Genomic DNA, 26,236 nt, shown 5'->3' with positions numbered 1-26,236 from the left:
TCGCACTTCTATCAAAACCGGAAACTCTCACCTTTTCAAGGGGTTATGTCAGATTAAGTCAAAACTAATTCATATTATTATAATTAACCACCAGATTTTCATTATTCAAGACCAGTATGCCATCCGCTGAGGATTCAAGAGTCCCTCTGGCCACTGAGAGCAATTCCTGCAATGAATTGGTCCGCTCATCCACGCGCTCTTCCAGCATTTTGGTGTAATCGCGTCTTTCCTGCAGCAATTGCCATTTTTTGGTTAAGGCAAAAGCCAATTGCCTGACGGCAATATTATCAAAGGGTTTTTTCAAGATCAGGAGATTTTCTTTCTGGCCTAACTCATTGACCGTCTCTTCCCAGGAGTAATCGGAGTAAGCTGTACAAATGACAACCTGGATTTCAGGATCTATGGCCCAGATGTGCTTGACCGTTTCAACGCCATCCCAACCTGGCGGCATACGAATGTCTACAAAAGCCAATGCATAAGGGTTGCCTTCCTTAAACGCTTTTTCAACCATCTCGGCGCCTTCCTGTCCCTGTGACGCGGTATCGATTTGAAAATAAGGCAATATGCTTTTATTGGTCGCTTCCACGTCCCCGAATAATTTTTTTTCTACACTGGATAAATCATCGGACTCATTCACGGATAATATTTTAATAAAATCCTGATGAATGGCCTTATTGTCATCGATAACGATAATCTTTAAATCATTCGCTGTAGTCATAATATTCTCAGTCTTCAGGTGTTGTTGAGTTGTCAACAGGCAGAGTCAAAATAAATTCAGCGCCTTTACCTTCTCCCTCACTTTCAACTTGAAGGGTTCCGCCTAATTGTTTTGCAATTAAGGCACTGTTATGCAAGCCAAACCCATGTCCTTTTTTCTTCGTCGTAAAGCCAAAACTGAACAGTTTAGACAGGTTTTCAGGCAAAATACCTATCCCGCTATCCATAACGCGCAAGGTCACAAACTCGCCATTCTCTTGTTTATCAATCACAATGGTGATGGTTTTCAGGCTGCCGCTATTTAATTCCATCAATGATTCTTTGGCATTTTTTAACAAATTGGTAATTAATTGCATGAGCTGGGTTCTGTCCGTGGTAATAACAGACGTGTAACGATAATCTTTGTTCAGGGTAATTTGATTGATAAGCATCGAATCTTCCGTCATCACCAGGCGAATGGAGGAGTCGACCAGATGAGACAGAATGACTTTTTCAGTAATCGGTTGTCGGTTAGTCACCTCATTTTGCGCACTTAAAATGTCTTTGATATGGTTATATTGTTGGCGCAAACGATCAAGCTCCCCTTTCACAGTAGCCTGATGGGATTGTATTTCCTCAAATAATACACTTAGGTACGCCGGTAATAGTTTTCCCTGTTCATCATGTTGGAAAAAATCGAGCAGATTGGATTCGTGCGCCTTGAGCATATCAATCAATAAGGCAATTTTTTTAAACATCAGGCTGCTCATATGCTCTTCCATCATTTCAACCGAGACGCCGACACTGTTGAGAACATTACCGATATTATGCAAAACGGAAATTGTCACTTCCGCCATGCCGGCCTGATGGGAGGCCGTGATAAGATTTTCCTGCGCCTTAAGCAACTCCTTATTTAGGACATCGGCTTTTTCTTCAGCTGTTTTACGATCATTGATTTCCTTCATTAATTGCATCGTTGCTTTGCTGACGCGTAAATGCAAATCCCAATACGATTTATTGAGATAGGAACTGGATGAATCCTGCAGCCAGGTCATTTGACAGGCTTGCGAGCTTATGAGAGGGGAAATGGGTGTGGAGTAAACTTTCCAATGAAATAAGGCCCCTTTTACTCGCCCTTCCGTTTCCAGAGCGATTTCCTGTTGGTTATTCATGGTATTGATAAATAACTGGGCGTCTTTTTGCGATTTAATGGCCTTTATCAACCATTGGTTAAAATCCAGTGTCGTCAGATCATCCTGTTCGGTTAAAAAGCCCATGAAGGCCGGATTACCATACAAAATAATATTTTTATCATGCAGCACGCATGGCATTGGTAATTTACTGGCCGCCCAGGTTATTTCCTCCATAGCGATAACCCTTCCTTAGTTTGAAGTAAACATTCCATGCTCTTCTAAAATCAAATAGGCATTTTGCCAAAATAAGGACATTAGGGAAGCGATATTGGACGCGGTTTTATCTTCAATGACCACGCGGCTGAAGCCAATATAAGCACTGATATCGCCTTGAGGCAACATGACCCCTGTCCCAATAACGGATTTAACACCATACTTTGTGACAAAATCCTGCGCGGGAATATAGGGTGAGCCCAGCGCGGGGGAAACATAAAATACACCAAACGTACCGGCAATCCCGCCATAGCTGACGCTGGGATCTGCTTTTCCCAGCAAAACCCCCACGTCAAACCCAATTTGTTGGAGTAACCGCGATACCATGGGGATATCTTCCAATGTTTCCTGCGAGAGAAGAATAGCTTTATGCCCTTGCGACGTCAGGCGATCCCGCCATGCCGGTTCCTGGCCATAAGTCCCTGTCAGAACCAGTAATTTACTATCCTCGTGAATTTTATCCTTCCATATGTCGCTGGCAACCTGTTGCAGGGAATCCGGAAGCAACGCATAATCAAACGAATGATAGACCCGCGACAAAATCAGATCGGATTCTTTATCCGATAGTTTGCACACGTCAACCAGGGTTTTTGCTAATTGCTGATAAGCGTCCTCCACTGAATGAAATGCCTGTTTTTGTGCAAACACCTCATTGACGACAGCCTCTATATCACGTTCAGTAAAGTTGGCTAAATTCATTGGGGTCCTTCCCTTTTAGAACGAATCGTTTATCTCGTTGTCCCAGATTCTTTGTATATCGTCAAACTCAACTTTTTCCTTAATTTTTATACCCTTGTTTGTACTTCCAATTTTAACTTGAACCGATCCTTCACCGGTTATCCGGGTTTCAAAATGCCTGTTTAGCTTCAAACGCTCAATTTGTTTATATCTTACACCAAAAGTCGATGTTTTTACCAACAACAGGCGGGCGCAATTTCTCCAGACGCCCTCTTCTGCGAGGAAGGACAATAAAATCATGACCCGTCCTTTTTTGCCCACAGCCGTGGTTTGCCAAACATCCAGGGCACCTAAATTAAATAATTGCCGGGTTGCCCAGGCCAACTGCTCTGGTGTGGCATCGTCGTAATTAGCCGTTACCTCCATGACCGTATCGTATTCAAAATCCAGGGCCTGACTTTTCGCATCTGATTCAATGAGGCTGATGCGAAATAGATTCGGATACCCCTCCAGACTCAACGTACCGGCACCGCAGCCATTGGCCAAAACTGTTCCCCCTGGCCAATCCTGAGAAAATATATCACAGACTGTTTTTATTATAGCCAAGCCTGTGGGCGTGCTCAATTCAATATCCGTATTTGAAATAGAGGCTGGGATGGCTGCAATGGGCATGCCCACGGCCAAAGCGGCCGAGACAGGCGGAGGCACCGGTTGAGTTCCATGAGCCGTTGTAATGACTCCGCGACCTAATTTAATGGGTGACGCAATTATCCTGTCAGGCGCTACTTTTGAAATACAGTAAGCGGCCATGACGATATCCATGAGTGAGTCAACCATCCCTAACTCATGAAAAGCAACCTCATCTTTACTGATCCCATGACAATGGGCCTCTGCTACAGCAAGGTTATCCAGAATACCGCAAGCCAATTTTTTTTATCCTGTCAGTCAGGGTGGAGTGAACAATAATCTGCTCCAGCGCGCGAAATGGTACGTGGCAATCGAGGTGTGATGATTCATGATGGCCGTGGTGCGGCGAAGAAAACCGTTTCACCCAGTCTGACCGGTTAAACCGTACATCAATGTGGGTTCCTTGAATGGTAGCGCGGATGACATCAGACACATGAATTGTAACGTCAGGAATAGCTAATTGTTCACTCAGCGCCTGTAGCTCCTCAGTGGAAACAAGGCCGGCATGAACAAAACTGGCCGCGAACATGTCGCCTGCAATGCCGGCAATACTCTCAAGATAAAGTGTTTTCACGTTTCATTCCATTGATAATGCGGGCAGCGGCAAAGCCTGCAGAAAACCCGGCGTCGATATTGGTCACCACCAGCCCAGGCGCACAACTGTTTAACATGCCCAATAAGGCTGAAAGGCCGTTTAAACTCGCGCCATAGCCTACGCTGGTGGGAACGGCGATAACTGGAGCTCCAACCAGACCTCCAACAACGCTGGGTAGCGCCCCCTCCATCCCGGCCACAACGATAACAACACTGGCTTTTTGCATGATGTCCAGCGAGTTGAGAACCCGCTGCAACCCACACACACCCACATCGTACAGGCATGCCGTGGCAATTTTCATGGCGACACATACTTCTTTAGCTTCTTCCGCTACGTGGATATCGCTGGTGCCAGCAGAAACAATGGCGACAAATTTTTTCTCGAGATCCAGAGGCTCAACCACAGGAGGGTACACCATAAAGGTGCCCGCCTCTGGGTTAATGCGTCCATCAGGGAAAACAAGGCTTAAGTCGTTGATTTTATGTGCATCGAGGCGTGTAATCAAAACACAGGACCCGTGCAGGGACAGATGCCTGGCAATATCAATGATTTGTTCTGACGATTTGCCCTGGCCATAAATGACCTCACTCAAGCCATGCCTAAGTTCACGGTGATGATCAGGCTCGGCATAATCCAGTTTAGTGTGGCGAAGCACCGTATTTTTGAGATGATTGATGGTTTGACTGATGTTAATTTCCCCGTCAATCAAATCAGTCAGCATTGACTTTAATTCGCATTCATTCATGATAAAATAGTTCCGCCCCCTAATTGATAACCTGATAAATCCATATTCACCCACCGATAACCCAGCTGACGCGCAGTATGAATAAGCGATTCACGCACCTCCAGTAAGCGGAACATTTCATCGGGTGCGATTTCAATACGAAAATAACGGTACCCGGGTGTCACGCCGTCAACCGCTTTTTCTTCGTGCACTCTCACACGATAGACCCGTAATCCGGCCTGCCGCAGAATTTGCTCCATCGCCTGCACGTGGTTTAATTTCTCTTCAGTCACACGCACACCAGTCATCAGGCGTGAGGCCAGGCAGGGACTGGCTGGTTTATCCGATAAATGAAAACCCAGTTGTTTTAGAAACCCTCTGATTTCTGCTTTTTCAAGGCCTGCGGCCTCCAGGGGCGAATAAATATTATTTTCCTGTGCAGCGACATGACCCAAACGAATGTCCCGACGATCGGAGGCATTATAACCATAGGCAATCGAGCGATAGCCTCTGCTCATCGCTTCCCGCTTCGCAATAGCGAATAATTCTGACTTACAGTAATAACACCGTTTATTATCATTTTTAGCGTAAGCTTCCTGGTGTAATTCCTGGCTATCGATGATGCAAAGCTCGGCTTCAATGACCTTAGCGAACTGTTTTGCTTCGTCAATCTCCCAGGCGGGGAGGCTTGGACTGATCGTTAATAAAGCCAGCACGCGGCCTTTGTTCTTTAAAGAGGGGCTGGATTTAAGTGATTCAACAGCGGCCCACAGTAAAAAGCTGCTATCCACGCCCCCTGAAAAAGCAACAATCAAGCCGCCTTCTATCAGTGGGGTAAGGATACGGTGGAGTATAGCCAGCTTGCCTTCTGTTGCAAGCAGATCAGAATAGGTTATCGTTGCTTTTGTGTCTATCATCCCATACCTCTTCATCCCTGACTAAAATACGACACCAAATAGGAGCCGCCCAGCAACAGGCTGAATACCCCAATCCCCATATCCAGGGCGCGCGATAAAACCCGTGAACGTTTGTCCGTGCGATCCAGAACTTTTGCAATAAAAAGGCCATTCAATCCGTCCGTTACCATCATGCCCAGCATAAAAACCACCCCCAAAAACATGGCAAGAACGGCACCGCCCAAGGCGTAACCATTCAGGGAAAAAGCGGTGGTGACGGATAAGGTATCAAACGACAGTGAAAAGAGCATTCCTATAAAAACCGGCGTCATAAAGGACGCATTGCCCCGATGCATTCCCCATTTGTTAAATAAATAACTTTTAGGTCCTAAAATTTTACCCGAATCTTGTTGTTTTTTGCATGTCGTGTAAATGCTGTACAATCCAAAAAATACCAGGAAGATAATGGAGATCCAGAGGCCTAAACTTTCCAGCCAGTTTGGTATGTCCCACTGCCTGGCTTGAAAAGCGATGAATGCAGTAACCAGAATAATCACCAGACCATGGCCCAGAGAAAATAAGAAGCCAATCCATTTGGATAATGTTGAAGGCGCTTTCGTGCTGCAAATCATGCCGTCAATAACCGCCAGATGATCAAGCTCAAAGCCATGCCTCAACCCCAGCATAAACACAATACAAGTCAGCGTTGCTTTCTCATCTAGCAGGTGGTATGCACTAACCATAACGATCCTTGTTTGTTATTGGCTGAATTGTTTGACTTAATCCGTTCCAAGCCCTTAAAAACAGGCGCTTCCCGATCAAGAAAGCTCCTGATAGATAATACGTTTAATTTTTCAAACATAAAGTGACCGCCGAATTCACTTCACCAAAATCGATTGCCCCTTGTGAATGGTTTTTACGACCGATTCACTAAAAATAATGCCATTATTTTGCACAGAAAATGGACCCATCACACCATTTCCCTTGTGTAAGGTATGCAATTCTTTGGCAATTTGGTCAGCCTTCATGCCCGCTTTATTCATGCTTTTTGCAAGCATGGTAAAGGTATCATAGGCATACCCTCCCTCCGTCACAGGGATTTGCTGATACTGTTGTTGGTATCGCTTAACAAAATCAGGACTCATATCGCGGGTATCGACATACCATTGGCCTTCAAAAACCTGTTTAACTTCAGGGCTTAAACGTTCAATAATTCCTGTAATTGGTTGCTGCAGTTTTGCCTTTACCATCGCCTCACGCCATGGCACCATATTTTGTTTAAAGCCCATAAAGAAAAATATATCCGCATTACTGTTTTTCATTTGGTTAATGATGGGAGTAAAGTGGGTGGTATCTGCTGCAAATTTAACATTTAACACCACTTTAATCCTGGCTTTCTGCAAGGCATTGATGAGCGCATCGCCGATCACATCAGCCCAGGGGTGATTGACGCGAACAAGACCAATCGTATGAATATTCTTTTTGACTAATTGTCGAGCCATGACGGTTGCCTGCTCGCTGGCAGGACTCCAAAAGAGAAAATTATATCGTCCATCGGCAATCGTGGGGTCAGATGCCAGGCTAACATGAATAATCTCATTGTCATTGGCCTCCTGCCTCGCTAATCCTCCACCGACTGATCCTTCTGAAATTAAAATGGCAATTTTATTTTTTTGAACAAACGCATGTAAGCGCTTCTTCTCCGTTTCTCCTGCAGCCATTTGGTCAAGAGGATAGAAGCGGTATTGGTATGGGCTGCTTTTAAAATCAAGCCTTGCTAATTTCATAGCATTCAGCATGGACTGTCCAACCATGGCAAACGGACCTGAGAAAGGCGCATATACTCCTATGCGTACAAGAGGTTTGGTCGACGCAAACCCCAGGGAAGACAAGCCTAATAAAAACAAAAACACCAATCGCTTTAATACATTCCGTATAAAATATTGCATAAGGTGTTCAATCCGGTGGACAAAAAAATATCCTAGCATATAAATACCCTGTTGATCACCTTGGCATCTTAACAGCTGAAAGACAATTGGTTTAATACACTGGTTTTCTGTTTTGGCAAGCGGCTCTGTGGCCGCTTCGTTTTAAGTAATTAAAACCTTGGTACCCGGATGGGTTTTTACCCAGTTGGCCACGTACTCAATGTAGTTGTTTTTCCCCACTGCAATGCAGCCACGTGTTGAGCCTGGTAAATTGCTTAACCAACTAAAAAAACCCGGTGACTGCGTGGGTCCATGGATTCCTACATCCCGACCGGTATACCCCGCCGCCGCTTGCCTGGACGTCGGATAGAGAATTGGAATAAAAACGTTAAACTGGTTCGATTTTCTTGGGTAAGCGAGTCCGTATAAGCCAATTGGCGTTTTATTATCCCCCGCCTTTCTTTTACCAACCCCTTTGTAGCCAATGGCCACTTTAAAGGTTTTGATGACAGTGCCCTGTTTACAAATACGTAAAATTCGCTTGGTGGTATCCACATTGATGCCACTTAATAAAGGACAGGATGGGGTACCCGCAAATAAAGCAACAGGGAATACCAGGCAAATCACGGAAAAAATTGCTTTTATTTTCATAAATATAGACAATAATTATCTCAAATGGACAATAATTATTCCATAATATGCCCTTAATGCCTAGCGTTGCAACAAAATTTTTTATCACCAGCCTGCGAAATACAGGGACTGACTCACCCTGCCTCCGTCTTCATTCCCCCCATGCGATAGACAGAACAACTTCAGTTCATGAAGATTAAAAGTAGGCTAAAATGAAATAAAATTGAACTGTAATTCGACGTATCCAAGGATTACCATGCGCCATTCAGTATCGACTTTATCTCATTTACCCGCCAAAGGCTTCGCATTACTGAAAGGATTGGGGGTTGCCCTGGCGATAACGCTCCCCCTGGATGTAACTGCCACCCCCGGATGTGTTTACATCGAAAAACAAAATATCAAAACGCTGCCCCTTGATGTGATTCTCAACTATGTGACTCAGGATATTTTTGAGAAAAATGGCAGGCCGGGATTGATGATAGGTATTATTTCCAATGAGGAACGGGCGGTTATCAGTTGCGGCGAAGTAACAAAAGGAACCGATAAGCGACCCGATATGAATTCTATTTGGTCAATTGGTTCTGTTTCCAAAGTAATTACAACCCAAATTTTGTCTACTTTGATTAATAAAGGCACTGTAAGGCTTAATACCACGGTGGATGAACTGACCGGTAAATTCAATCATACTGGCAATCCAGTGACATTACTCGATTTAGCCACGCATACATCGGGATTTCCGCGGATACTACCCGGATTTGAGGATCGCGATGATTATCAAGTGCTAAATAATCCCTACACCATGAACGATTTCCTGAACTGGTACCACGGCTTTACTTCGCCCTGGGAACCGGGCACTCATTTTGACTATTCTAATGTTGCCTTTGGTGCGCTGGGTCAATTACTCGCAAAAAAAATGAACAAAAGTTATGAGGATTTATTAAGTGAGCTGGTAACGAGCCCCCTTGGAATGAAAGATACCACAACGCATTTAAACTCAGAACAAATGACAAGAAAAGTGGACAGTTACTGGTTAAATGGGGATTTAATTAAGCATGATTGGGATATGGGATTTGAAGATCCCAGTGGGGGTATTTATTCATCCATGAACGATTTGCTCCTATTTACCGCCTACCAATTGCAGCGTACCGGCAATGCATTACGAACAAATCAAATCGCTCATGCCAGTTATATCTATAAAGAGGAGCTTGAAAATTTAGTAAACCTTGCCAAGGATCCAAACAAAGAGGCAGAGGTAAAATTTGATGCGATCGCATTAGGATGGATGGTGAATTTTCCTACGGATACCCTGCCTTTGCAATTAGATAAAGACGGGTGTGTTAATGGTGTTTTTACCGTTGTGCAACTCACCCCTACTGAAAATATCGGTTTAATTTCATTGACTAACAGCCTTCAAGGGATGCCCTTTACGACAATGAACACCAGTTTACAGCACATTACTCGCTACATAATCAGATATAAACAATAAACTGTAAACTGACGCTAAAATCACAAACACGGAACCTGGTAAGCAGGCAACCTCAAGGTTGCCCGACTTGCCTTTTTAAATACAAGAGGATTTTATTGACAATTTAATGTATTAAAATCCAACGGCTTTTTAAAATCATCCTTAGACACCTTAGTCTTTAAGAACGTTAACTTAGGCAGGAGATGCTTTGAGATTTCCACCTGTTCTAACGAGCCATTATTAAATTTCTCATACTCAGTCTTAAGCTGTTCTGAAAAGGAAAGGCAATTTTTTAACTGCTCGTTTACCTCCTCGTAATCTCTTTTAAACTGAATGATCGTGGGATCCTTATCTAATGTCTGGCTAAAACACTGATGGAAGTCAGACATGTCGGAGTTTGACATTATCGCCGTGGTCAGTGAATTATTGATCACGTCCGCATAATGGATTAAAAGCTCCATCTGGGTTTTTTGCAAACCCTGTACATCCGTAAAAATAGCCTGGCAAACATGAACAATCGAGAGAATCGCTTCTCTAAATAATAACTCCGTATCAGCGGGCGAACATTCTACTTTTTCTTGTGCCATTATCATCTCCAATTAATCAGGAGAAAAGTATAACTAATTTATCAAAATGATCAATTGATTGATGAATTGACTATTTATTGTCTCTATGAAATCTTTTGATTAACCTGAATCTACCCGAAAATCTGGGTTATCGCCCTGATTTGACTCGCCCCAATAACCGATCAAGCTGATTGGCAAATTGTTGGATATCTTTGGGGGTCAATGACTTTGGACCCTCGGCATGGATACCGCTGCCGCGCATCACCTCATTAAAGTCACGCATGGCCAGCCTTTGCTTGATGGTGTTGGTCGTGAATAATTCGCCACGAGGGCTTATGACATGGCTATGTTTAGTCAGGCAGTCTTCTGCCAGGGCCAAATCAGCAGTAATGACAATATCGCCGGCGATAACCGCCTCAACAATGGCCTTATCCGCCTCATCAAACCCTCTCTCAACCACCAGCCGTTTAATCAGGGGTGAGGGCGGCAGATTGATTAACTGGTTTGCAACCAGGATACATTTAATTTTGGTGCGGTTTGCTGCCTTAAATATTATTTCCTTGATTGCTTTAGGGCAGGCATCGCCATCTATCCAAATGGAAGTCATTCAATTCACACAGCTCATCGTTTGCCTGACTATAAGGGTGAATGGCATTTCAGGCAATTGAAATGCATAATAAATTTGGATTCTCACCCAAGTCACATAATCGTAATGCACATTTTACGCCCTCGCCTTAACTGCCATGACTTAAGAAGACTTAAGTGGGCGGCTTTGTAAAAACTCGGCCAAATCGTCATAGATAGCCAGTTTCAGTTCCTTTTTGGTATAGCCTTCCACCAGTTTAGGCAGCGTAAAAAACAAAAATTTTTCTTTCGGCTTTTCCCTCTGCTGGATAACATCTTCAAAGATTTTATCCAGCGATTTAAAAGCGCACGGGCACTTGATACTGTCCTGGAATGCTTCAATGATGGGATTTAAATCTGTGCGTAGCAGCCATGAGACATTATTAAAATACAAAATGTAGCTGTGCAACAATCTATCCAAAACAGTAATGAAATATTCTATTTTATCGTTCAACCCATCAATGTCGCTGAACGCCTCGTCATAAAGCACCTTCTTGTTGGTTAGTACCATATAATCATATTGGCCGGTAAGCTCCCTGTCGGTGACTGTGTAATCGAACGACAGGCTGATTGCAGGCGTTGCCCCATCACATAAATAAATGGAGACACTGTTTTTTACCCTGCCCTGCAATCCGGCATCAAAAAGGGTATCTCCTGAACTCAAGGCCACCACATGGGCTGCACCCCCAAGAAAGATGGGCAGCGTGTCTTCACTGCAAAAATCATGGATGAGTTTGGCAAACTCGCTATTCGTCACGGTGATGCGTTCCGGGCTTTTTTGATAGGCTTCCATTTTCCGAAGAACACTGAAATCGTTTTGTTCATAGTCGCAAAAAGGGTTTGTTTTTTTATTTTCTGCACCCTGGACAAGAAGACCCGCAGAAAACGATGAATAAATTAATTGATAGATACTTATGGTTTTTCCTTTTAAAAACGTCAATTTTTTCAAGGAATCAATATCCCCTTTTTCTGTTTTTCTTAATGCGCTTTTAAAAGCCGTATTGTCAGATTGATTTAAATCTTCGGTAATGAGAATGACCCGACGGGGTGATGCGGCAAGAATATCCAGATTAGACAATATCGCATCCAGCGTCGGGCTAATCTCATGCGTTTCGCCAATTAAAATACTCGAAACTTTATTGTCATTAATCAAAGATTTCAATACAGCACGAAATGATGAGGGCGCGTCATTATCTAGCTGTAGTCTGGCATCGGAAGAGAGTAACATTGTTAGGATTAAAATTTATTGCTTATGTTTAAATATAAATCACATGGTGTCTTTATGCAAAAATATTAAAATCCATCCTGAAACCGACGCTCCGACTCGTATGGTCAGCTTTTACAAACAGCAAAAGCCGCCATCCGTTCGTTGCATACTCGTCCCGATAACGAAACGTAGTTATTACGTTCCTTGGGGGCCCAATAATCCTTTGCAATAACCAATAAATGACCGATAATGCCGCACCTGAGCTTCAGCCTCCATTTCGTCCCATGATGCGAATAATAGAAACGCTTACCATGAAGAACGCGCGGTATGCTCAACTTATCTATATATTATTCTTCTTTTCATTGGCCTTGAATAGTCATTCCAAACAGCCAACGGGGATGCCGTATCTTCTTTATTGGGCTTGGGAAGCTCCCCACGACATGACCGGCCTTGATCCGTTAAAAGCAGGTATCGCCGAATTGACTGCCAGCATTTATATCAAGGGAAATCAGCTCATTTATCATCGACGGCAGCAACCTCTGCATGCACCTGAAGCCATTTACCGTATAGCGGTTATTCATATCGAAGCGCGGCCTCGGTGGCAACCACTACTGGATAAGCCAACGGCTGAAAAAATAGCCCTGGCCATTAAAAAAATCTATAGCCGAAAAAAATACAATGCCTTACAGATTGATTTTGAGGTTTCTCCTGCTCAACGGACGTTTTATCGACACGTGCTGCTGGCTCTTCGTCAACTCTTGGGCCGTAAACAGGTTATCTCCATCACCGCATTGGCCTCCTGGTGTACATCGGATCGCTGGATTGGCCCAGCTAAACTGCCTGTGGATATGGTCGTGCCCATGTATTTCAGCTTAAACCGTGACCGGCTGGCAAAGCAGGCCTTTATTCATCATTTCCCCCATGCCATCACCAGGCTGGCGCCGGAGTGCCAATCAGCAATCGGATTAGCCACCTTCGAACCCTGGCAAATGCCCTTAAGAGCGAAGGTCCCCGTTTTTGTTTTTACGCGGGGCTCATGGAATATTCACACCTTAGAGCAAGCCGAGCAATTGGCTTTTGCTGTTCAACACTAAAGGAAAAGAATGACGTCATTAGCTTTACGGAATTTTGGTTTAAAAATCCTGATATTACTGCTCAGTTTGATTGTTTTTATCGACAGCCATGCCAGCGGAGGCGATGATGACGATCGCGGCCTGTCCGGGCAACATAGCCCAGACTTCCCTTTAAACAGTTATGTCAGTGGTCATCTTGGCGTCATTAGCCCGAAATACCGGCTTTCGTATTTAATCATTGCCTACCGCTATTTATCCCATCATCCCTTGTCAGCACAAGAACAACGCCATGTCCTGGATAGTTTTGCCACTTATTTTTCAGACCTGTTTTTTGCGGAAGATGGGTTCAGAGTGGATTTAAACCAATCCAATGCCGAGATAGCCAGGCTGACTTACCAAACCTACCCGTATTATGCTGAGCAGCCATTGTCCCGTTGGTGGAAGAAAAGCAAAAAACGTTCACTCGCTCAACGAGTGGCTATGTTAACTCAAGGATACCCGCATCCAGTCAAATCATTTACCAAATATCAATTGGCCGGCCAACGGCTTAAGGCTATTGCCGACGAGTTAGCGGCAACCACTTTACCGGAAGAAAAAAACGTGACCTTTTGCAAAGCTGGCTGGATGCCCAGGATCTGGTGTTTAACGGCGAGTCGGATGGAAACGCAGTCCGTGAAGCCATTAACAAAATTCAGGTCGACGACATCCCTCTCATGCAACTTGACACACACTATTTACATGCCGTGAGTTATTTTCATTCAGAGAATGAAAGGGAACAGCTTCAGGCTTATGAACTTTTTACGCAGTTGGCCAACAATAAACACTATCCCTGGCATGAATGGGCCGCGTATTTGAGTTACCGGGCATTAACACGAGCCGCATGCCAGGAGTTTAGCAGTACCATGGTCAAGCCAGAGCAAACCCTGCGCTTAAACGCTGCATTAACTGGTATGCAAACATTGACAGACAAGGCTCACGACCTTGCCGTAAAAAAGGCCGCGAAAGATTATATACGCATTATTAAAGGCCGTCTTGACCCTAAAGGATCCCTCGCTGAACGAATAGGGGAAATCAATCAAAAAATCACCAGGAGTAATTTTTCAGATGTGATTTTCTATACAGACCTCCTTGACTGGAATTGGATGCCTGCGCAAGATTTGCACGCCTTGGGCTTGGCTGAAAAAGCCTCTCAAACCGCTGATATATTGTTTTGGGTCAGTCATTATTTATCAACCGATAAACAAAGGACATTCCCCATAGCCTATGAGCAGTGGCTTAAATCACCTGACAATCAAGCCTGGCTGCTGGTTGCTCTTAACAACATCAGTGAGGGCAGCCCATCCCAGCAAGATACCCTGTTGAAAGCGGCTAAAGCGGTAACGGTCAAACAACCCGGTTTTTTCAGTATACGCTCCGCCCTGATTCAAGCACTGGCTGTCCTTAAGGGTAAGCATCCCGCCGCCATTCGCCGGCGCCATGCTTTAATTGACGATACCTTAGCTCAGTTAAAAGCAGGTGAGGATTTCTCGACCCATATCCACTTTGCCAAAATGGGCATTCCTCTGGCTGACAGCATCGATAACTTACTGTTCTATGGATTTTTTATTCCGTCACCGCAATTGTTGACACTTTATCCTGACGAGACGCCGACCAACCATCCCTATTTTAGTCCTCTTGAATTTTCACAGGCTCTGAATAACATCCCCCTCTCGATGTTGAGTCAGCTCATTGATTCCAAGCGCTTACCGCAAGACGCTCGACGAGAGCTTGCTGCGTCGGTGTGGGCACGTGCCATGTTATTGCAGCAGCAGAAGGTGGCCGATGGGGTTGCCTTAAAAGCAGCCCAATTAAACCCGGCCATGAAAAAATACCCTTTATTGAGCTTAACGGTTAAAAAGCCTGAAGAGCGGCTAAAAATACTGGTCAGCGCCCTGCTGTATTTTCCCGACCTAAGCCCTATCATTCATTTAAAAAACACCTGGACGCCTGAAGCCAGATACAACACAGTTTACTATGGTATTAAGCCAAGAAAAATAATAAACCGTAACAGCCAGACTTACTGGTGTAATCATGGTGAAATAAACAGGATTATCTATGACGATAAGCCGACTCCACTCTTTTCTAAAGATCCATGGCCAAACCTTCTTACGGCTTTACAGCAACAACAATGGCATACGGAGCAGGAAACCCTGCAAAAGCTGCCCAATGCCGCAGTATGGCTTGCGGATAAAGCCACAGAATTGGCTAAAAAATATCCGCATGATCAGGAAAATGCCGAGTTATTGGCTTTGGCTATTAATGTAACCCGCGTGCTCGCCTGTTACGAGCCAAACGATCCGGCATCCCAGCGTGCTTATGCCACGCTCAAGCGGCTTTATCCTGAAAGCGAAGGTGCGAAACGCACGACCTATTATTATTGAAAAGCGCAGAGCACAGGCTCTGCGAAAATCAAGACATTAACCCGTCAATTGAACGGATTCTTCTTTTTCACACTTGCTTTCTCCCTGAGGGACATTGGAAAAGTCCTGTTTATGCAGATTAAACCAGCGAAGGCCAAGGTAGGTGCTCTTTGATTGGCCAGATAGTAATTCAACCGCTGGATGGCCCTTGCCTTGCAGGGCTTCAATCGGCTCTTCAATATGCTGAATGGATTCATCCGTTACTTTCATGGTCAACAGCGTGCTCACCGCCGTATTTTTAGGATTCGTCGGGCAGAAAAAATTACCCAGTGATGTTTCTATAAACACGTAACTGTCGGCGGTTTTCAATACCTGGGATAATCCCGGTAAATGAGACCCATGACCGATGACCCCGTCACAATGATGAGCCAGTTGTTCAAGCAGCGCCTGCCAGTGTTCACTGGGATACACATTCTGCTCAACACCGCCATGGATGAGAATATAAAATTTATCCAGATGGTAATGGCTTTTAACAGCGTCCAATACCCCTTCAACGTCCTCAGGCCGCATAGCCCGCCCGTCTTTCCAAAGAGCATAATTATTATTCAAAATATCGGTTAAGGCCATGAAGCCAATGGTTAAACCATTTAACGACGTCACGGCAACAGGCTCTGTCTGCAGATTAATACGGGTTCCTTCCTGGGTGGGAAACGACTTGAATTCCAACTCATGCGTCCAGGCGCCAATTATTTTAGCGTCAGGATCAATCAAGTGCCTGATGGCATAAATGGTGCGGTACAGTGGAAAATTGACCCGATCAAAATTATAAAGTGATTTTTCAATCGGTGTCATTTTTTCATAAGGAAGCGTACTGGCATCAAGCGTATGATTATTGGCCACATCATAAATGATTTCAATGGCCGGATTTTCCTTTTTAATGTCTTCTATCAACGCTTTTAAATAGCTGTCCGGCAAATACAGGGAAAATTTAAACCCATTGACGAGAATATTGCGCAGGCGGCCATAACCTGTGTTGGTTTGATCAGACGTAACCGGTGACTCGATGTTTAAAATCATCACTTTCGCATGGCGGATTCGTTCTTTGAATGCCTCACCCAATACAATCGTTTTACCATTTTTGGAAAATAGCACATCCCCGACAACCAGGATATCTTCTGGTTTATTCATCGTGTGTACAGAATGCTTAATCAAAGCGTTCTCAAGACCCACCATGTGAGTCGGTGTATTTTTCCCTAATAAGGCCTTCGGGTTTTGCCTGGAACTTGCTCCGGTTGTAATAAAACCTTTCAGGTAATCCCAGGTTTCCGACGGCGTGTAGGGCGGCCACCACCAACTTGTTCCCTGATTCAGTCGGCTGTCGTTATTGGATTCTTTGTGTTCAATGCGTTTTTTTTGTATTTCAGTAAGATCACGGAAATAGGCAGTCGTGTTATTTTTCATTGCAAACCTTATTGGGTTAATTTTTGATCAATAATACCAAATTTACAGCATAAATGCTTCTTATTTTTTAGCAGGCGTAGGGGGGAGTAATAATCGACACCAATGGCAGCCATTGCCGGACTATCCCGAGTATCCCTCATCCGGAATCCTGATGGATGCCCGCCTGCGCGGGCAAGACAACGTGGTTGATTATGGTATACCCTGGAAACCTTGCCCATCGGCAAGGCTGTAATGAGCCATGATCTGCCCTTGGATGTCTCGCCCGCGCAGGCAGGCATCCATCCATTTGCCAGCATCAATAAAACACAAAGTATTTTTATTGTCCTTAATGGTTTCTTAATAAACAGTTATTACACTGTAGCAACGTCTAATTCTCCGAGTGTATTGATGTCTGTTAGAGAGCAAGATTTAAAACAAATGCTGTCATCCGAGCCAAAAGAAACGATGATTTGTTCTGATCATTTATGTGTTCCATCGACAGTGGATTCCCAAACGATAAAGGAGCATATGCCCAGTATCCTATCGACTTTTGTGGACAGAAAAGATTTAAATACAAAAGAACCATTAATGACCGCCACACGCTACTATGGGACAGTAGAACCCGGGCATGAAGTGTCCATGAGCAGGTTAATTGGCAAGTTGAAACATACTGGCACGGTATGTACCTCGTCCCCCTCTGAACAGGTCATCCCTCAGGAATTAAAATTACCCGCTCAATGGTATCCTCGTGATCTAGAACAGGGAACGTCCGGACGAGATGCCAGTGTGTTTGGCACCTTGGGGGTCTTTGCGGTTGGAAATGGTCATGCTTCTGTTGATTTTCCTCTGGTCAATGCCTTGTCAGTACCCCCTCAGTTTTTACAAACCTATGGCGCAGCTGTTATTCCGGTTGAAGCGACATTCCGTTTGCCCAAAAGCAAAGAAAAAAGCCTCACCAAGCTCCATGTTACTGAATACACTTGGAAAAATAACACCAACCAGTACATTAATAACTATGTGCTTCAACAACAGGGTGGTGGCGGGCTTTTTATTGAAACCCATCCCTTTCCACACATCTTTACTCCCTTATCGCCCGGATGCAGTGGCGGCGTCATCCTCGGGCGCAAGGTGGATGACCATTATCGCTTTGTCGCTTTTCAAATCAGTTATGGCTACAGCCTGGTCATCAAGTCCAATGTCATTCATGGCGATTCGTTCCTTCATGGCTCCTATGCCATCGCCTTGTATGAGACAGACCTCGCCGATTCAGTATTGATTAAAGCGGGCGAACCGGGCGCAAGAACCATACAGCCTGTGCGGCAGGTCTCTGTGGCTGCAAACCGTTCCTCCTTCTTTGCACAAGTCAATCTTAATCAACGCACCGCCGCCTTGCTGCTGAAACAAAACTTAAAATGGATTGCCCAGGCGGCAGACGACGAACCTGTTGAAAAACGCCGTGAACTGAAAGGCTTCTTTAAACAGCTTCCCAGGGAGTTGCTGTCAGGCATTCGCCATGAATCCGACGTGGCTCAACGCGCTTACGATGAATGTTACGGTCTTGTTTGTGTTAAATCCGCTTCCCAGACCCAGGAGGTATTCAATCGATAACATGCATAAACCCCACCCCCTGATTAGGGCGTGGGGGTGCAATTATCAAAGGCTCGAAGAGGGTAATTGCAATACATGGTCGGTTTTTTCTGCCGCCTCCACAATGTCTCGCAGAAGGGTTTCCGTGGTGCTGTGGCTTTTAAATCCTGTTTTAAATAAATAAAATCCCGATCCACGATTCAACATGAGGCTATGTTCTTTGGTAGCCAGAATACCCTCTACGCGCGCTTTCACCTGCTCAGCCGGGAATGATTTTAATTCCTCGCACAAAAAAGCCAGTTCATTCGCTTTGATGCGGCCTTTCATCGCCCCCTGCTGACGTAAAGGCTTTATGTAGGACTTAAGGGCCTCAATGGCGGCAGTCAATTGTTGGGAATGTTCGACTTTATCGTCCAAAGATGGAGTTGCCTTTTCCAATTTGGCCAGCGGCAAATCCTGAAACAGATCCTGATCCGGTTGATTGGTGTAAGGCAATTTGTAGACCGTAATAAACGCTATTTTCCCTTCACAACCCTCAGCTTGCGCAAGCAAGTAAGAGGCTAAAAAGTTAACAGCGGCTTCTCGAGTAGGAAATTTCACAACCCCGTAATTGTTTTCGTAGTATTCAATGCCGTCCCCAACCATCCTCAAGCTTGTCGAGTGGAATCCCCACTTATCCACGAGAAAGTTAAAATTGAACGTCGACTGATCATCCAAATCCTTAAGCGCATTCCAGATGGCTTGCCGAATTTGCTCTTCAAGGCTTACCTTAAAATACCAACCAATCCGCCTGAACAGAATGTCTACGACCGTCCAGTTTTGTTTAAAGTCGCGGTACAGTTTTTTATTTGAGGCTTCAGACAAGTCATTGAGAAGCCCCTGGGAGACCAGACGGCCGTAATGGTGGGTATGCCCCCAGCAATAACCGCCAAAGTCTGATCCTTTAAAGGGATCACTGGATTGACAAAACGGAAGATAATGCGTGGCGTAGCGCTTCGCAAGACTGTAAAATTCACTCTCTGTATAAAACTGACTTCCTGTTTCTTTCTGTTTCTGTTCACTGGCAGTCTGTTTAATATCCAAAAGAATAGCTTTCATTTTATTCAGGGCATCGCGGTCGGCTGTATTGGTCTTTTTCGCCTCGTCAATGTGTTCCAAGATTGTCTGAATGCCCGCAATGACCTTGTCAAATTGTTGCTGATCATAGTCCCTTCTGAGCGCAAAAACATCCCGTGTGTCAGCCTCCTGTTGTTTCTTTTTTAAAAAAGAAACAAAATTTGGGTTGTTAACGCTTTTTTCCAGGTCCTTTAATGATTGTTTTAAATCATTTGCAAGTTCTTTATTTTTCAGTTTTTTGATGAGTTGATAAGTATCTGAATAATGCATGGTTACGGCTACAGTCCATGGGAAATCTTTAAATTATAGCAATCATTCCTTAATTAAATCTTAATTTAATGTCCACTATCTGCTGCGGCAAAACCATTATACAGTGCACGCAACAAAGATTTTTCATGGGTAAAAGGAAGATCCTGCTGCAAACTCCAAAATGAAACACCCCCTAACCGTACAGGCTCCCTCACCTGCTCACTTAAAGGATTACTACCATTCACATAATCAATTTTAGATTGAATAGCTTCAGGGTTTTCGCAACTCAAAAAGCGGCTTTTATCGGTCTTCTCCAAAGGAATCAGTCCATAAAAAGTCACGGCCTGCCTGCTGTTTTTGGCATAGGGAACAGCATGGGCAAACAACGCATCACCGTAGCGCTGGTAAGCCTCGTCGTAACTGATCTGACTGCTGATGTTGGCATCAATGACAGGCGTGTAAAGGCCGGGATACTGTGCATTATCGGCAATCGATTCATTACTCACATAATAAGAATGGCAATAAAAAGGCAGGCCTAAAATGAGTTTATCAGCCGGCAAACCCTGGCTGTAATAATGCTTAATCGCCTGGTTCCCCGATGTGGTCGGATAAGGATACGTGGGGTCGCTGCGGCGTTGCGAGTCATAAAGGGCAGCACCAAGCTCCGTACGCGGACCAAAGGTGCCATAGTGATCATAGGCCATCACGGTTGTCCAGTTCACATGGGCTTGCCATTCGCTGGCACTGGGATAATGGCGCCAGTAAGCGCTCGTGGCAGGAACAGCGTTACTGACGCAGTAGCCATCCCTCCGGAGTGCTTCATGCAGGCGCTTAAGCAGGGTTGACACCCCGGCTATTTCCTCGTCACTGGCTAATAATTCATTTTCCCAATCGACATCAATCCCATCAAGCTGATAGCGCTGAAGCAGGGTTTTAACCGAATCAACAAACACCGTGATCTGCTCCTCCTGCCCTAAAAATTTAAACCCCTCGCGATCCCCCCAACCGCCAACAGCAATCATCACCGGTAGATCAGGCCTCAACTGCCGTAATTGCTGAATCGTTTTGATATCCCCAGGCGACAAGGTCAACACGGTATTGCCCTGCCCATCTTTCCCAAAACGGGCAAAGGCGTAATTCACCAGGGTCACGTTTCCGAGTTGCTCGTTTAGTTTAGCCAGCTCTTTGTCTTTTAGTTCCCAGGATGAATCAGCGCCTAAATAAGCGATGATGCGGGGTTGGCTGCTTTTCTCTGCAGTGCAATACGGTGTCCAGTTTGCCAGCCCCGTTTGAGCCGTCAGTAGCAAAGGGGCAGCAAGTATCATGGGTGAAATTTTCATTTGGTGGTTTCCCTCATCAATTCATGATGAAATTTTAATTTTTTAGCCTCTGTCGATGACACTGTTAATTTTGACAGGCCAGTTAAGGCAAAAGGCACGCATGCAAAAACCTGCTGGATAGCATATACTCTCCTCCTCAAAGCACCGTCCCAGACGATTATCACCATGGAGTTGTTGATGTTATCCAGTGCAGAAATAAAGCGATTATTAACCGCTGAACCTGAAGAATTTGCAAAATTACTTGAAACAGAGCAGGATGCTCTTAATCCTGACTTTGCAAAGCATTTGGATGAACACGATCCGCTCCGTTTAAAAGACCTGTTTGATTTAGGCCCGATTACCCCATTTGCCGGTCACTCCCTGGGCCCGGCCTTTAAACCGGCCATTCAAGCCATCGAGGCCATCCACACACTACAGCGCGAGCAACTTCATTCAGGCCATTTTCCCGAAACAGCAGCCATTGGCGGGAATTGGTTTGACTGTGATGTCGACCCTGACGCCATTGCCGCCATGCAAAGCATGCTTGGATTTAGCGACCCGTGCGAGTTTGTCTTTACCCAAGGCGGCTTATCCACTAATTTAGGCAATCTGCTGGATACGTTTTACCGACCGACCTTAAAGGACTGGAAAACAGGAAAAACCAAAATCTGCCACCTTGCAACCGAATTTTTTTCTGATCAGGCCGTTGTGCATTCTGTTCTTCAACGCGGGATACAAACAGCCAAACAGTTTGAATTGTTTGAAAGCAGCCCCGCTCCTCACCCGCAGGCACTCACCTTGAAGTTGCTATCCGACGATAATGGCTTATACAGTTCACAAGCCATTATCGACTTTGTAAAACAGCACGCGCATGAAATCCAGGTATTGCATTTATCGGATCTGGTTTTTAGTACGGGACAACGCCTGAATATTGCGTTTATTTTACAGGAATTAAAGAAGACCATTGAACAAAACCACATCATCGTCGGCCTTGATTTGGCCCACACTGTCGGTAATCGTCAAATTAATCTTCAAGCCCTGGATATGGTTACTTATGCCGTAGGCTGTGCTTACAAGCATTGCAGCGGTAGCGCTGGCAGCCCGTTTGGTATTTATGTCAATAAAAAGACCGACCTGGATGCCTACCCTCCTATCCAGGGTTGGAAAGCGGCCGAATCGGGCAAAGTGTTTGCCCGCATCAATGATTTTGCAGAAGAACTCATGGCAAGACGGGGCGCATTGGCCTTCCGCTCAAGCAATGCCTCGCCAGTGGCCCTGGCGCCTGCACAAACATACGTTAAAACGATGGCCGCTGTTGGATGGGATAAGCTGACAGCAAAATCCGAATGCCTCACCCGCTACATGCTTGCGCTTTTAAAAAAGCATTTGGGCGATATGCTGCAACTGATTACCCCGGAACAGGCCGATGAACGCGGCGCGACGCTGGTCTTTCGTATTAAAGGACTGAAACAGGTCAGCCGTGTGGAAGAAGAATTAAAAAAGCCAAGCACGCTCGGCCAGTTTGAAGTCGATACCAGGCCGCCCAATAACATTCGTGTGACTGCCCATTATGGTTATATCGGTTTCACTGATATTTACAAAATGACCTGCCGTCTTAAAGAAGTGGTTAACCAGGTGCTGGCTCATGAGGCGCAATCCTTAAGCACGTTGACCAAAGTCAGCCTGTTTTCTGAAATAAAACCGGGCAAACTGGGAGACAAGCAAGAGCAACCCGATGAAATGTATTCGCCAATCGGCCAATAAACGATGTGCGGGTGCCCGATGACAACGATGGCACCCAGCCACTCCGTGAGAGGCTCGACACCCCCCTGATTAATTGAGACACGGTGTATTTTGCTTATCCTGCAGGGCTTTTTCCTTGTCAGTTCCCTTAAGGGCCCAAAAGCCAACATGAGATAAGGCCGCTGTTTGCTGGCGCTGACTTATCATTGTTTCATCATGCATTTTTTTTCGCTGAATCAGGTCGCTTTTGGCACCATCGACCCGTTTTGCCTCTTCCTTGTTCTCAGGCAACATAACGGGCAGAGAACTAACGGCATCAAGATACTTGCCAAGGGCAATAAGCGGTTGCTGCTGTTTTACGTATTCATCTGCAATTAAAGGGTAAGCCCAAAAATCACTAAGACTAAAGCAAAGCTGCTCTTGATTGGCTGAAAGCAATTCATCCACTTTTTTAAAATCGCCGTGACGCGCGAAGGACAGCATGCGTTCGGCAACGGGCAGATTATCCGACACCTGGACTAAATCCGCAGTATGAAGGCTTACATCCTGAATCACAGGCGGCAGCTTAAGTTTCAAGGCACAAGCGTTCACCGCCCGGATATTAGCCGGAGAAAAATAAGCGTGCGTATAATTAACGAAATTCATCGCCATCGGCTTTCCCTCATGAACAGCATGAAATAATTCGCGGGTATAGGAGCCGGTATCGTGTTTGATGGTGCTTCCGATTTTAAATTGCCATTCCCCCTGCCCGTCTTTGAAAAATAAAATGTTTTCAAAACCCATGGCATCGAGAATAATGTCTGTTTTTTGATAAAAATCACGGTAATGAGTTAAAAATTCCATCATCGGCTCTTTAAGCGCTGGATCACTGTCGAGACGCTTTAAAATAGCGCCTATGCGCGGATCAAGAATGGCATACTCATCCAGATTAAAATCGACTTCTGGCGTTTTTCCACAAATAAGCGCCGCGTTAGCCTTCTCAAACAAAACCTTATGCTGCTCGATGAGGCAAGGATCCAGTTCGGTGGGTTCAATTTTAAAATCAAATTTGACGGCCGATTTAAAACAGGGCTCGTAAGGGACAATGGCTAACGCCCGGCGTTGAGGCTCTTGTCCTTCATATTTAATCTCAGCAATGACATGTTGCTCGCGGATGCAGCGCTGTTTACCTTCCCGGTCAAAACAATCGTATAAAACCGCATAGTTATCCTCCAATTGCCGCAACTGGTTTAAATCGGGATTCTGCTTCATTAATTTAATCACATAAGGGGATTCCTTAAAGCGATAAAGCACGTGCGTGCCCCCTTCCGCGATACGCGTGGCCTCGGTTAAATCAAGCGCGCCGGATGCGGTCCTTGGTATTAATTCAAGCGCAAGACTCTCAACGCCATACTCTGTTTTCAACTGCATAAATTTTCCTTCTATTGCCCAACTTGATTTTAATTTGAACAAAAAGACATGGGGATTAAAGCCCGCCAATTTACAAACCATTTACAAAATAAAGAGACAGGAGAGGCCTAATTAACTATTCGGAAATAAACTTTACGGTCTCTTGACTTTTAACTTGATATTGCAAATAATTGCACCCCCTCCAGCCAGACTGATCGATTTTAGACAAACAAGTGCTTTAAGTGCGCTAAATCAACGGATAGCGGTTATTCAATCCACAACATCCAGGAATTGTTATGCCAGATTTTAAATTTTTCACGCGGGGTAATGGCTCCCCCTTTGCAGCGGTTGCCAAAAAGATAAGCAAAAAAGGGCTTTCTGAATCGATTAAGAAATCAGAAGAACTTGTGGGAAAACCCCTAAACATCGCCTATTGGACTTTAAATTTCCTGTTGCCCGCCGGCATTAGCCTGACGCAGCAGATGACCAATACCATCTTAAGTATTCAGAGTGAAGCAAAGATGACCGGTATTTTGCTGCAGGCGGGCGTTAAGGCAAGCGCCACCTTTGCTCCAGCAGGAACATTGGACGTTGACATCGCCGTGCCACCATTCTCAGTCCCCTTAAATTTTACGGGCAGCGTGGCGCAATTTTTAAATATCAGTGATCAGCAGGTTGATAAGGCAACCAATGACATCATTTTTTTCCTGCTGGCTTACAATGCCTTCCATTTACTAAGAAAATACACCGCGCACTGGGCAAAAGAATACGATAAAAAGCGCGATTACCCGAAACTGCATGCCGGATTGTATGCAATTGAGGAATTATTACGCGTGGTCGGTATCCCCCTGCTGGTATACGCCGGTATCGCCCACCTAATGTACAATAAAACGCCAGAATCAACCCTCTTTTCAGCACAGGACTCGAAATCGTTTAATGAGCAAAAAACAGCCGAACCGCCTTTGGCGTTTAACTTTCTTGGACAGGGCGTTAGCATAACCGCCAATGGCCTCGCTATCGGCGGCGTGTCGGGTCATTTCAATGCCAGTATGGTGCGTCAGGATGATAAAATTGCAGGGGATGCCACTATTTTAATGGTTTTTGCCTCCGTTATTCTCGGACTTTCTCTGCTGTTAAGACTCACCCGATTTGGTCTGGATTATGGTCCCTCCATGAATTTGCGAGACTGCACAAGGTGCGCCGACGGAAAAGAGGAGAAAGAAATGGACCTTGCTCCCCCGCCTAAGCCCACGGATGCCCCTCAACCCCTTTCACGACGCTGGATTGGCCATGACTGATGAAACGAATGCCTATCGTTTAATATTAAACCTGGGTATTAAAGAAAACTTAATCCCCAGGGATTTGACACAAGACCAGTACCAGGCGTTACATCGGCGCCTGTCAACCATCAATCCCGATGTGATTCAGGCCCACTGGCAATGTTTAGCCATTGCTGGCGACGAGCGGGCTTACGTAAACCTTGACCAAATCGATCATCGTGGGGCCACGATGGGGCATTATGCCGCCTGGTCTGAAAACATCAGCGCATTGATGCGTATAAAGAAAAAGAGCCTTGCTCTTTTTTACAGGCAAGATGCCGCTGGACGAAACATGGCTCATTACGCCATGTTATCAAGAAATCCTCGATTGCAGGCCTTTGTCTGCCTCCATGGGACATCATTGGCCTGCCTGGCAATTTTTCTGTCAAAAAGCGGCTGGCATGTCCACTGGATATATGATAATGAGCCCAGGGCTAACGCACCTGATTTTTAAAACGCTGTAAGAAAAAGATCAAGTGGGTGCAAGAAAAAGATCAGGG

The 26,236-nt window shown here is 45.1% G+C and carries 25 protein-coding genes; 8 read left to right on the top strand and 17 right to left on the bottom strand.

Features of this window, described 5'->3' with window-relative positions:
• Positions 1–64: 64 nt before the first annotated feature.
• The 10 genes from Lery_RS03280 to Lery_RS03235 all read right to left on the bottom strand — a co-directional run bounded on the left by Lery_RS03280 (position 65) and on the right by Lery_RS03235 (position 8,261).
• Entirely contained in the window at positions 65–718 is a 654-nt protein-coding gene (locus Lery_RS03280) for a response regulator transcription factor (protein WP_058525833.1), read from the bottom strand.
• 7 nt (positions 719–725) lie between these two features.
• Positions 726–2,063 carry a sensor histidine kinase gene (locus Lery_RS03275; RefSeq protein ID WP_058525832.1) on the bottom strand — a complete coding sequence of 446 codons (1,338 nt, stop codon included), beginning with the start codon at positions 2,061–2,063 and terminating at the stop codon, positions 726–728.
• A gap of 15 nt (positions 2,064–2,078) precedes the next feature.
• The gene (locus Lery_RS03270) at positions 2,079–2,801 is read right to left on the bottom strand and encodes a hypothetical protein (RefSeq protein ID WP_058525831.1); all 723 of its coding nucleotides are present in this window, start codon (positions 2,799–2,801) and stop codon (positions 2,079–2,081) included.
• A gap of 15 nt (positions 2,802–2,816) precedes the next feature.
• A complete protein-coding gene (gene larC / locus Lery_RS03265) occupies positions 2,817–3,707 on the bottom strand; it encodes a nickel pincer cofactor biosynthesis protein LarC (protein ID WP_058525830.1) in 891 nt (296 codons plus the stop codon).
• Positions 3,685–4,041, bottom strand: coding sequence for a nickel insertion protein (gene larC / locus Lery_RS03260; protein WP_058525829.1), 357 nt, complete (start codon positions 4,039–4,041; stop codon positions 3,685–3,687). Before larC (Lery_RS03260) ends, larC (Lery_RS03265) begins: the two co-directional genes overlap by 23 nt.
• The gene (larB, locus tag Lery_RS03255; RefSeq protein ID WP_058525828.1) at positions 4,022–4,807 is read right to left on the bottom strand and encodes a nickel pincer cofactor biosynthesis protein LarB; all 786 of its coding nucleotides are present in this window, start codon (positions 4,805–4,807) and stop codon (positions 4,022–4,024) included. The genes larC (Lery_RS03260) and larB overlap by 20 nt, the downstream gene beginning before the upstream one ends.
• Entirely contained in the window at positions 4,804–5,703 is a 900-nt protein-coding gene (gene larE, locus Lery_RS03250) for an ATP-dependent sacrificial sulfur transferase LarE (protein ID WP_058525827.1), read from the bottom strand. Before larE ends, larB begins: the two co-directional genes overlap by 4 nt.
• Positions 5,704–5,714: 11 nt before the next feature.
• Positions 5,715–6,425: a HoxN/HupN/NixA family nickel/cobalt transporter gene (locus Lery_RS03245; RefSeq protein WP_058525826.1), complete on the bottom strand. Its 711-nt coding sequence runs from the start codon at positions 6,423–6,425 to the stop codon at positions 5,715–5,717.
• A 135-nt stretch (positions 6,426–6,560) separates the two neighbouring features.
• Complete coding sequence (locus tag Lery_RS03240) at positions 6,561–7,631, bottom strand: ABC transporter substrate-binding protein (RefSeq protein WP_162262938.1); 1,071 nt, start codon at positions 7,629–7,631, stop codon at positions 6,561–6,563.
• A 141-nt stretch (positions 7,632–7,772) separates the two neighbouring features.
• On the bottom strand, positions 7,773–8,261 hold the full coding sequence (locus Lery_RS03235; RefSeq protein ID WP_058525824.1) for a L,D-transpeptidase family protein: 489 nt from the start codon (positions 8,259–8,261) through the stop codon (positions 7,773–7,775).
• Positions 8,262–8,496: 235 nt separating this feature from the next.
• On the opposite strand from Lery_RS03235, the gene Lery_RS03230 reads away from it, so the two are divergent.
• On the top strand, positions 8,497–9,726 hold the full coding sequence (locus Lery_RS03230; RefSeq protein ID WP_058525823.1) for a serine hydrolase: 1,230 nt from the start codon (positions 8,497–8,499) through the stop codon (positions 9,724–9,726).
• A gap of 92 nt (positions 9,727–9,818) precedes the next feature.
• Here the strand turns inward: Lery_RS03230 and Lery_RS03225 are convergent, their stop codons facing one another.
• The 3 genes from Lery_RS03225 to Lery_RS03215 all read right to left on the bottom strand — a co-directional run bounded on the left by Lery_RS03225 (position 9,819) and on the right by Lery_RS03215 (position 12,057).
• Complete coding sequence (locus Lery_RS03225) at positions 9,819–10,292, bottom strand: hypothetical protein (RefSeq protein WP_058525822.1); 474 nt, start codon at positions 10,290–10,292, stop codon at positions 9,819–9,821.
• A gap of 127 nt (positions 10,293–10,419) precedes the next feature.
• Positions 10,420–10,878: a YaiI/YqxD family protein gene (locus tag Lery_RS03220; protein WP_058525821.1), complete on the bottom strand. Its 459-nt coding sequence runs from the start codon at positions 10,876–10,878 to the stop codon at positions 10,420–10,422.
• A 141-nt stretch (positions 10,879–11,019) separates the two neighbouring features.
• A complete protein-coding gene (locus Lery_RS03215; RefSeq protein ID WP_237759134.1) occupies positions 11,020–12,057 on the bottom strand; it encodes a hypothetical protein in 1,038 nt (345 codons plus the stop codon).
• Between the two features lie 284 nt (positions 12,058–12,341).
• On the opposite strand from Lery_RS03215, the gene Lery_RS03210 reads away from it, so the two are divergent.
• The 3 genes from Lery_RS03210 to Lery_RS03200 are packed head-to-tail and all read left to right on the top strand — an operon-like array spanning position 12,342 to position 15,595.
• Entirely contained in the window at positions 12,342–13,196 is an 855-nt protein-coding gene (locus tag Lery_RS03210; protein ID WP_131750995.1) for a hypothetical protein, read from the top strand.
• Positions 13,197–13,205: 9 nt separating this feature from the next.
• Positions 13,206–13,922, top strand: coding sequence for a hypothetical protein (locus Lery_RS03205; RefSeq protein WP_058525818.1), 717 nt, complete (start codon positions 13,206–13,208; stop codon positions 13,920–13,922).
• Positions 13,814–15,595: a hypothetical protein gene (locus tag Lery_RS03200; protein ID WP_131750996.1), complete on the top strand. Its 1,782-nt coding sequence runs from the start codon at positions 13,814–13,816 to the stop codon at positions 15,593–15,595. The genes Lery_RS03205 and Lery_RS03200 overlap by 109 nt, the downstream gene beginning before the upstream one ends.
• 36 nt (positions 15,596–15,631) lie before the next feature.
• Here the strand turns inward: Lery_RS03200 and Lery_RS03195 are convergent, their stop codons facing one another.
• Entirely contained in the window at positions 15,632–17,035 is a 1,404-nt protein-coding gene (locus Lery_RS03195) for a metallophosphoesterase family protein (protein WP_058525816.1), read from the bottom strand.
• 507 nt (positions 17,036–17,542) lie between these two features.
• Here Lery_RS03195 and Lery_RS03190 point away from each other — a divergent pair.
• Positions 17,543–18,622: a hypothetical protein gene (locus tag Lery_RS03190; RefSeq protein WP_131751210.1), complete on the top strand. Its 1,080-nt coding sequence runs from the start codon at positions 17,543–17,545 to the stop codon at positions 18,620–18,622.
• A gap of 45 nt (positions 18,623–18,667) precedes the next feature.
• Here Lery_RS03190 and Lery_RS03185 read toward each other — a convergent pair whose 3' ends face one another.
• Positions 18,668–19,987, bottom strand: coding sequence for a hypothetical protein (locus Lery_RS03185; protein ID WP_058525814.1), 1,320 nt, complete (start codon positions 19,985–19,987; stop codon positions 18,668–18,670).
• Between the two features lie 65 nt (positions 19,988–20,052).
• Positions 20,053–21,306 (bottom strand): glycosyl hydrolase family 18 protein, encoded by a 1,254-nt coding sequence (locus tag Lery_RS03180; RefSeq protein ID WP_058525813.1) that lies wholly within the window; start codon positions 21,304–21,306, stop codon positions 20,053–20,055.
• A gap of 177 nt (positions 21,307–21,483) precedes the next feature.
• On the opposite strand from Lery_RS03180, the gene Lery_RS03175 reads away from it, so the two are divergent.
• A complete protein-coding gene (locus Lery_RS03175; RefSeq protein ID WP_058525812.1) occupies positions 21,484–23,049 on the top strand; it encodes a kynureninase/PvdN C-terminal domain-containing protein in 1,566 nt (521 codons plus the stop codon).
• A 69-nt stretch (positions 23,050–23,118) separates the two neighbouring features.
• Here the strand turns inward: Lery_RS03175 and Lery_RS03170 are convergent, their stop codons facing one another.
• Positions 23,119–24,438 carry a hypothetical protein gene (locus Lery_RS03170; RefSeq protein WP_058525811.1) on the bottom strand — a complete coding sequence of 440 codons (1,320 nt, stop codon included), beginning with the start codon at positions 24,436–24,438 and terminating at the stop codon, positions 23,119–23,121.
• A 275-nt stretch (positions 24,439–24,713) separates the two neighbouring features.
• Between Lery_RS03170 and Lery_RS03165 the strand changes: the two genes are divergently transcribed.
• On the top strand, positions 24,714–25,715 hold the full coding sequence (locus tag Lery_RS03165) for a hypothetical protein (RefSeq protein WP_058525810.1): 1,002 nt from the start codon (positions 24,714–24,716) through the stop codon (positions 25,713–25,715).
• On the top strand, positions 25,708–26,190 hold the full coding sequence (locus Lery_RS03160) for a hypothetical protein (protein ID WP_058525809.1): 483 nt from the start codon (positions 25,708–25,710) through the stop codon (positions 26,188–26,190). The genes Lery_RS03165 and Lery_RS03160 overlap by 8 nt, the downstream gene beginning before the upstream one ends.
• Positions 26,191–26,236: the final 46 nt, after the last annotated feature.

The sequence above is a fragment of the Legionella erythra genome, assembly GCF_001467615.1.
In the GTDB taxonomy this organism is placed as follows: Bacteria; Pseudomonadota; Gammaproteobacteria; order Legionellales; family Legionellaceae; genus Legionella_C; species Legionella_C erythra.
The sequence above is the reverse complement of the archived record's forward strand: the minus strand, read 5'-3'. Positions and strand labels throughout refer to the sequence as shown.

Bases quoted from the DNA above. Each gene is read 5' to 3' on its own strand.
- Lery_RS03165 (WP_058525810.1), top strand. From the start codon at position 24,714: ATGCCAGATTTTAAATTTTTCACGCGGGGTAATGGCTCCCCCTTTGCA.
- Lery_RS03220 (WP_058525821.1), bottom strand. From the start codon at position 10,878: ATGACTTCCATTTGGATAGATGGCGATGCCTGCCCTAAAGCAATCAAG.
- Lery_RS03235 (WP_058525824.1), bottom strand. From the start codon at position 8,261: ATGAAAATAAAAGCAATTTTTTCCGTGATTTGCCTGGTATTCCCTGTT.
- Lery_RS03170 (WP_058525811.1), bottom strand. From the start codon at position 24,438: ATGCAGTTGAAAACAGAGTATGGCGTTGAGAGTCTTGCGCTTGAATTA.
- Lery_RS03180 (WP_058525813.1), bottom strand. From the start codon at position 21,306: ATGAAAATTTCACCCATGATACTTGCTGCCCCTTTGCTACTGACGGCT.
- Lery_RS03240 (WP_162262938.1), bottom strand. From the start codon at position 7,631: ATGCAATATTTTATACGGAATGTATTAAAGCGATTGGTGTTTTTGTTT.
- Lery_RS03210 (WP_131750995.1), top strand. From the start codon at position 12,342: ATGACCGATAATGCCGCACCTGAGCTTCAGCCTCCATTTCGTCCCATG.
- Lery_RS03185 (WP_058525814.1), bottom strand. From the start codon at position 19,987: ATGCATTATTCAGATACTTATCAACTCATCAAAAAACTGAAAAATAAA.
- Lery_RS03175 (WP_058525812.1), top strand. From the start codon at position 21,484: ATGTTATCCAGTGCAGAAATAAAGCGATTATTAACCGCTGAACCTGAA.
- Lery_RS03270 (WP_058525831.1), bottom strand. From the start codon at position 2,801: ATGAATTTAGCCAACTTTACTGAACGTGATATAGAGGCTGTCGTCAAT.
- Lery_RS03245 (WP_058525826.1), bottom strand. From the start codon at position 6,425: ATGGTTAGTGCATACCACCTGCTAGATGAGAAAGCAACGCTGACTTGT.
- Lery_RS03280 (WP_058525833.1), bottom strand. From the start codon at position 718: ATGACTACAGCGAATGATTTAAAGATTATCGTTATCGATGACAATAAG.
- Lery_RS03230 (WP_058525823.1), top strand. From the start codon at position 8,497: ATGCGCCATTCAGTATCGACTTTATCTCATTTACCCGCCAAAGGCTTC.
- larB (WP_058525828.1), bottom strand. From the start codon at position 4,807: ATGAATGAATGCGAATTAAAGTCAATGCTGACTGATTTGATTGACGGG.
- larE (WP_058525827.1), bottom strand. From the start codon at position 5,703: ATGATAGACACAAAAGCAACGATAACCTATTCTGATCTGCTTGCAACA.
- Lery_RS03160 (WP_058525809.1), top strand. From the start codon at position 25,708: ATGACTGATGAAACGAATGCCTATCGTTTAATATTAAACCTGGGTATT.
- Lery_RS03275 (WP_058525832.1), bottom strand. From the start codon at position 2,063: ATGGAGGAAATAACCTGGGCGGCCAGTAAATTACCAATGCCATGCGTG.
- Lery_RS03205 (WP_058525818.1), top strand. From the start codon at position 13,206: ATGACGTCATTAGCTTTACGGAATTTTGGTTTAAAAATCCTGATATTA.
- Lery_RS03190 (WP_131751210.1), top strand. From the start codon at position 17,543: ATGCCCAGTATCCTATCGACTTTTGTGGACAGAAAAGATTTAAATACA.
- Lery_RS03195 (WP_058525816.1), bottom strand. From the start codon at position 17,035: ATGAAAAATAACACGACTGCCTATTTCCGTGATCTTACTGAAATACAA.
- Lery_RS03225 (WP_058525822.1), bottom strand. From the start codon at position 10,292: ATGGCACAAGAAAAAGTAGAATGTTCGCCCGCTGATACGGAGTTATTA.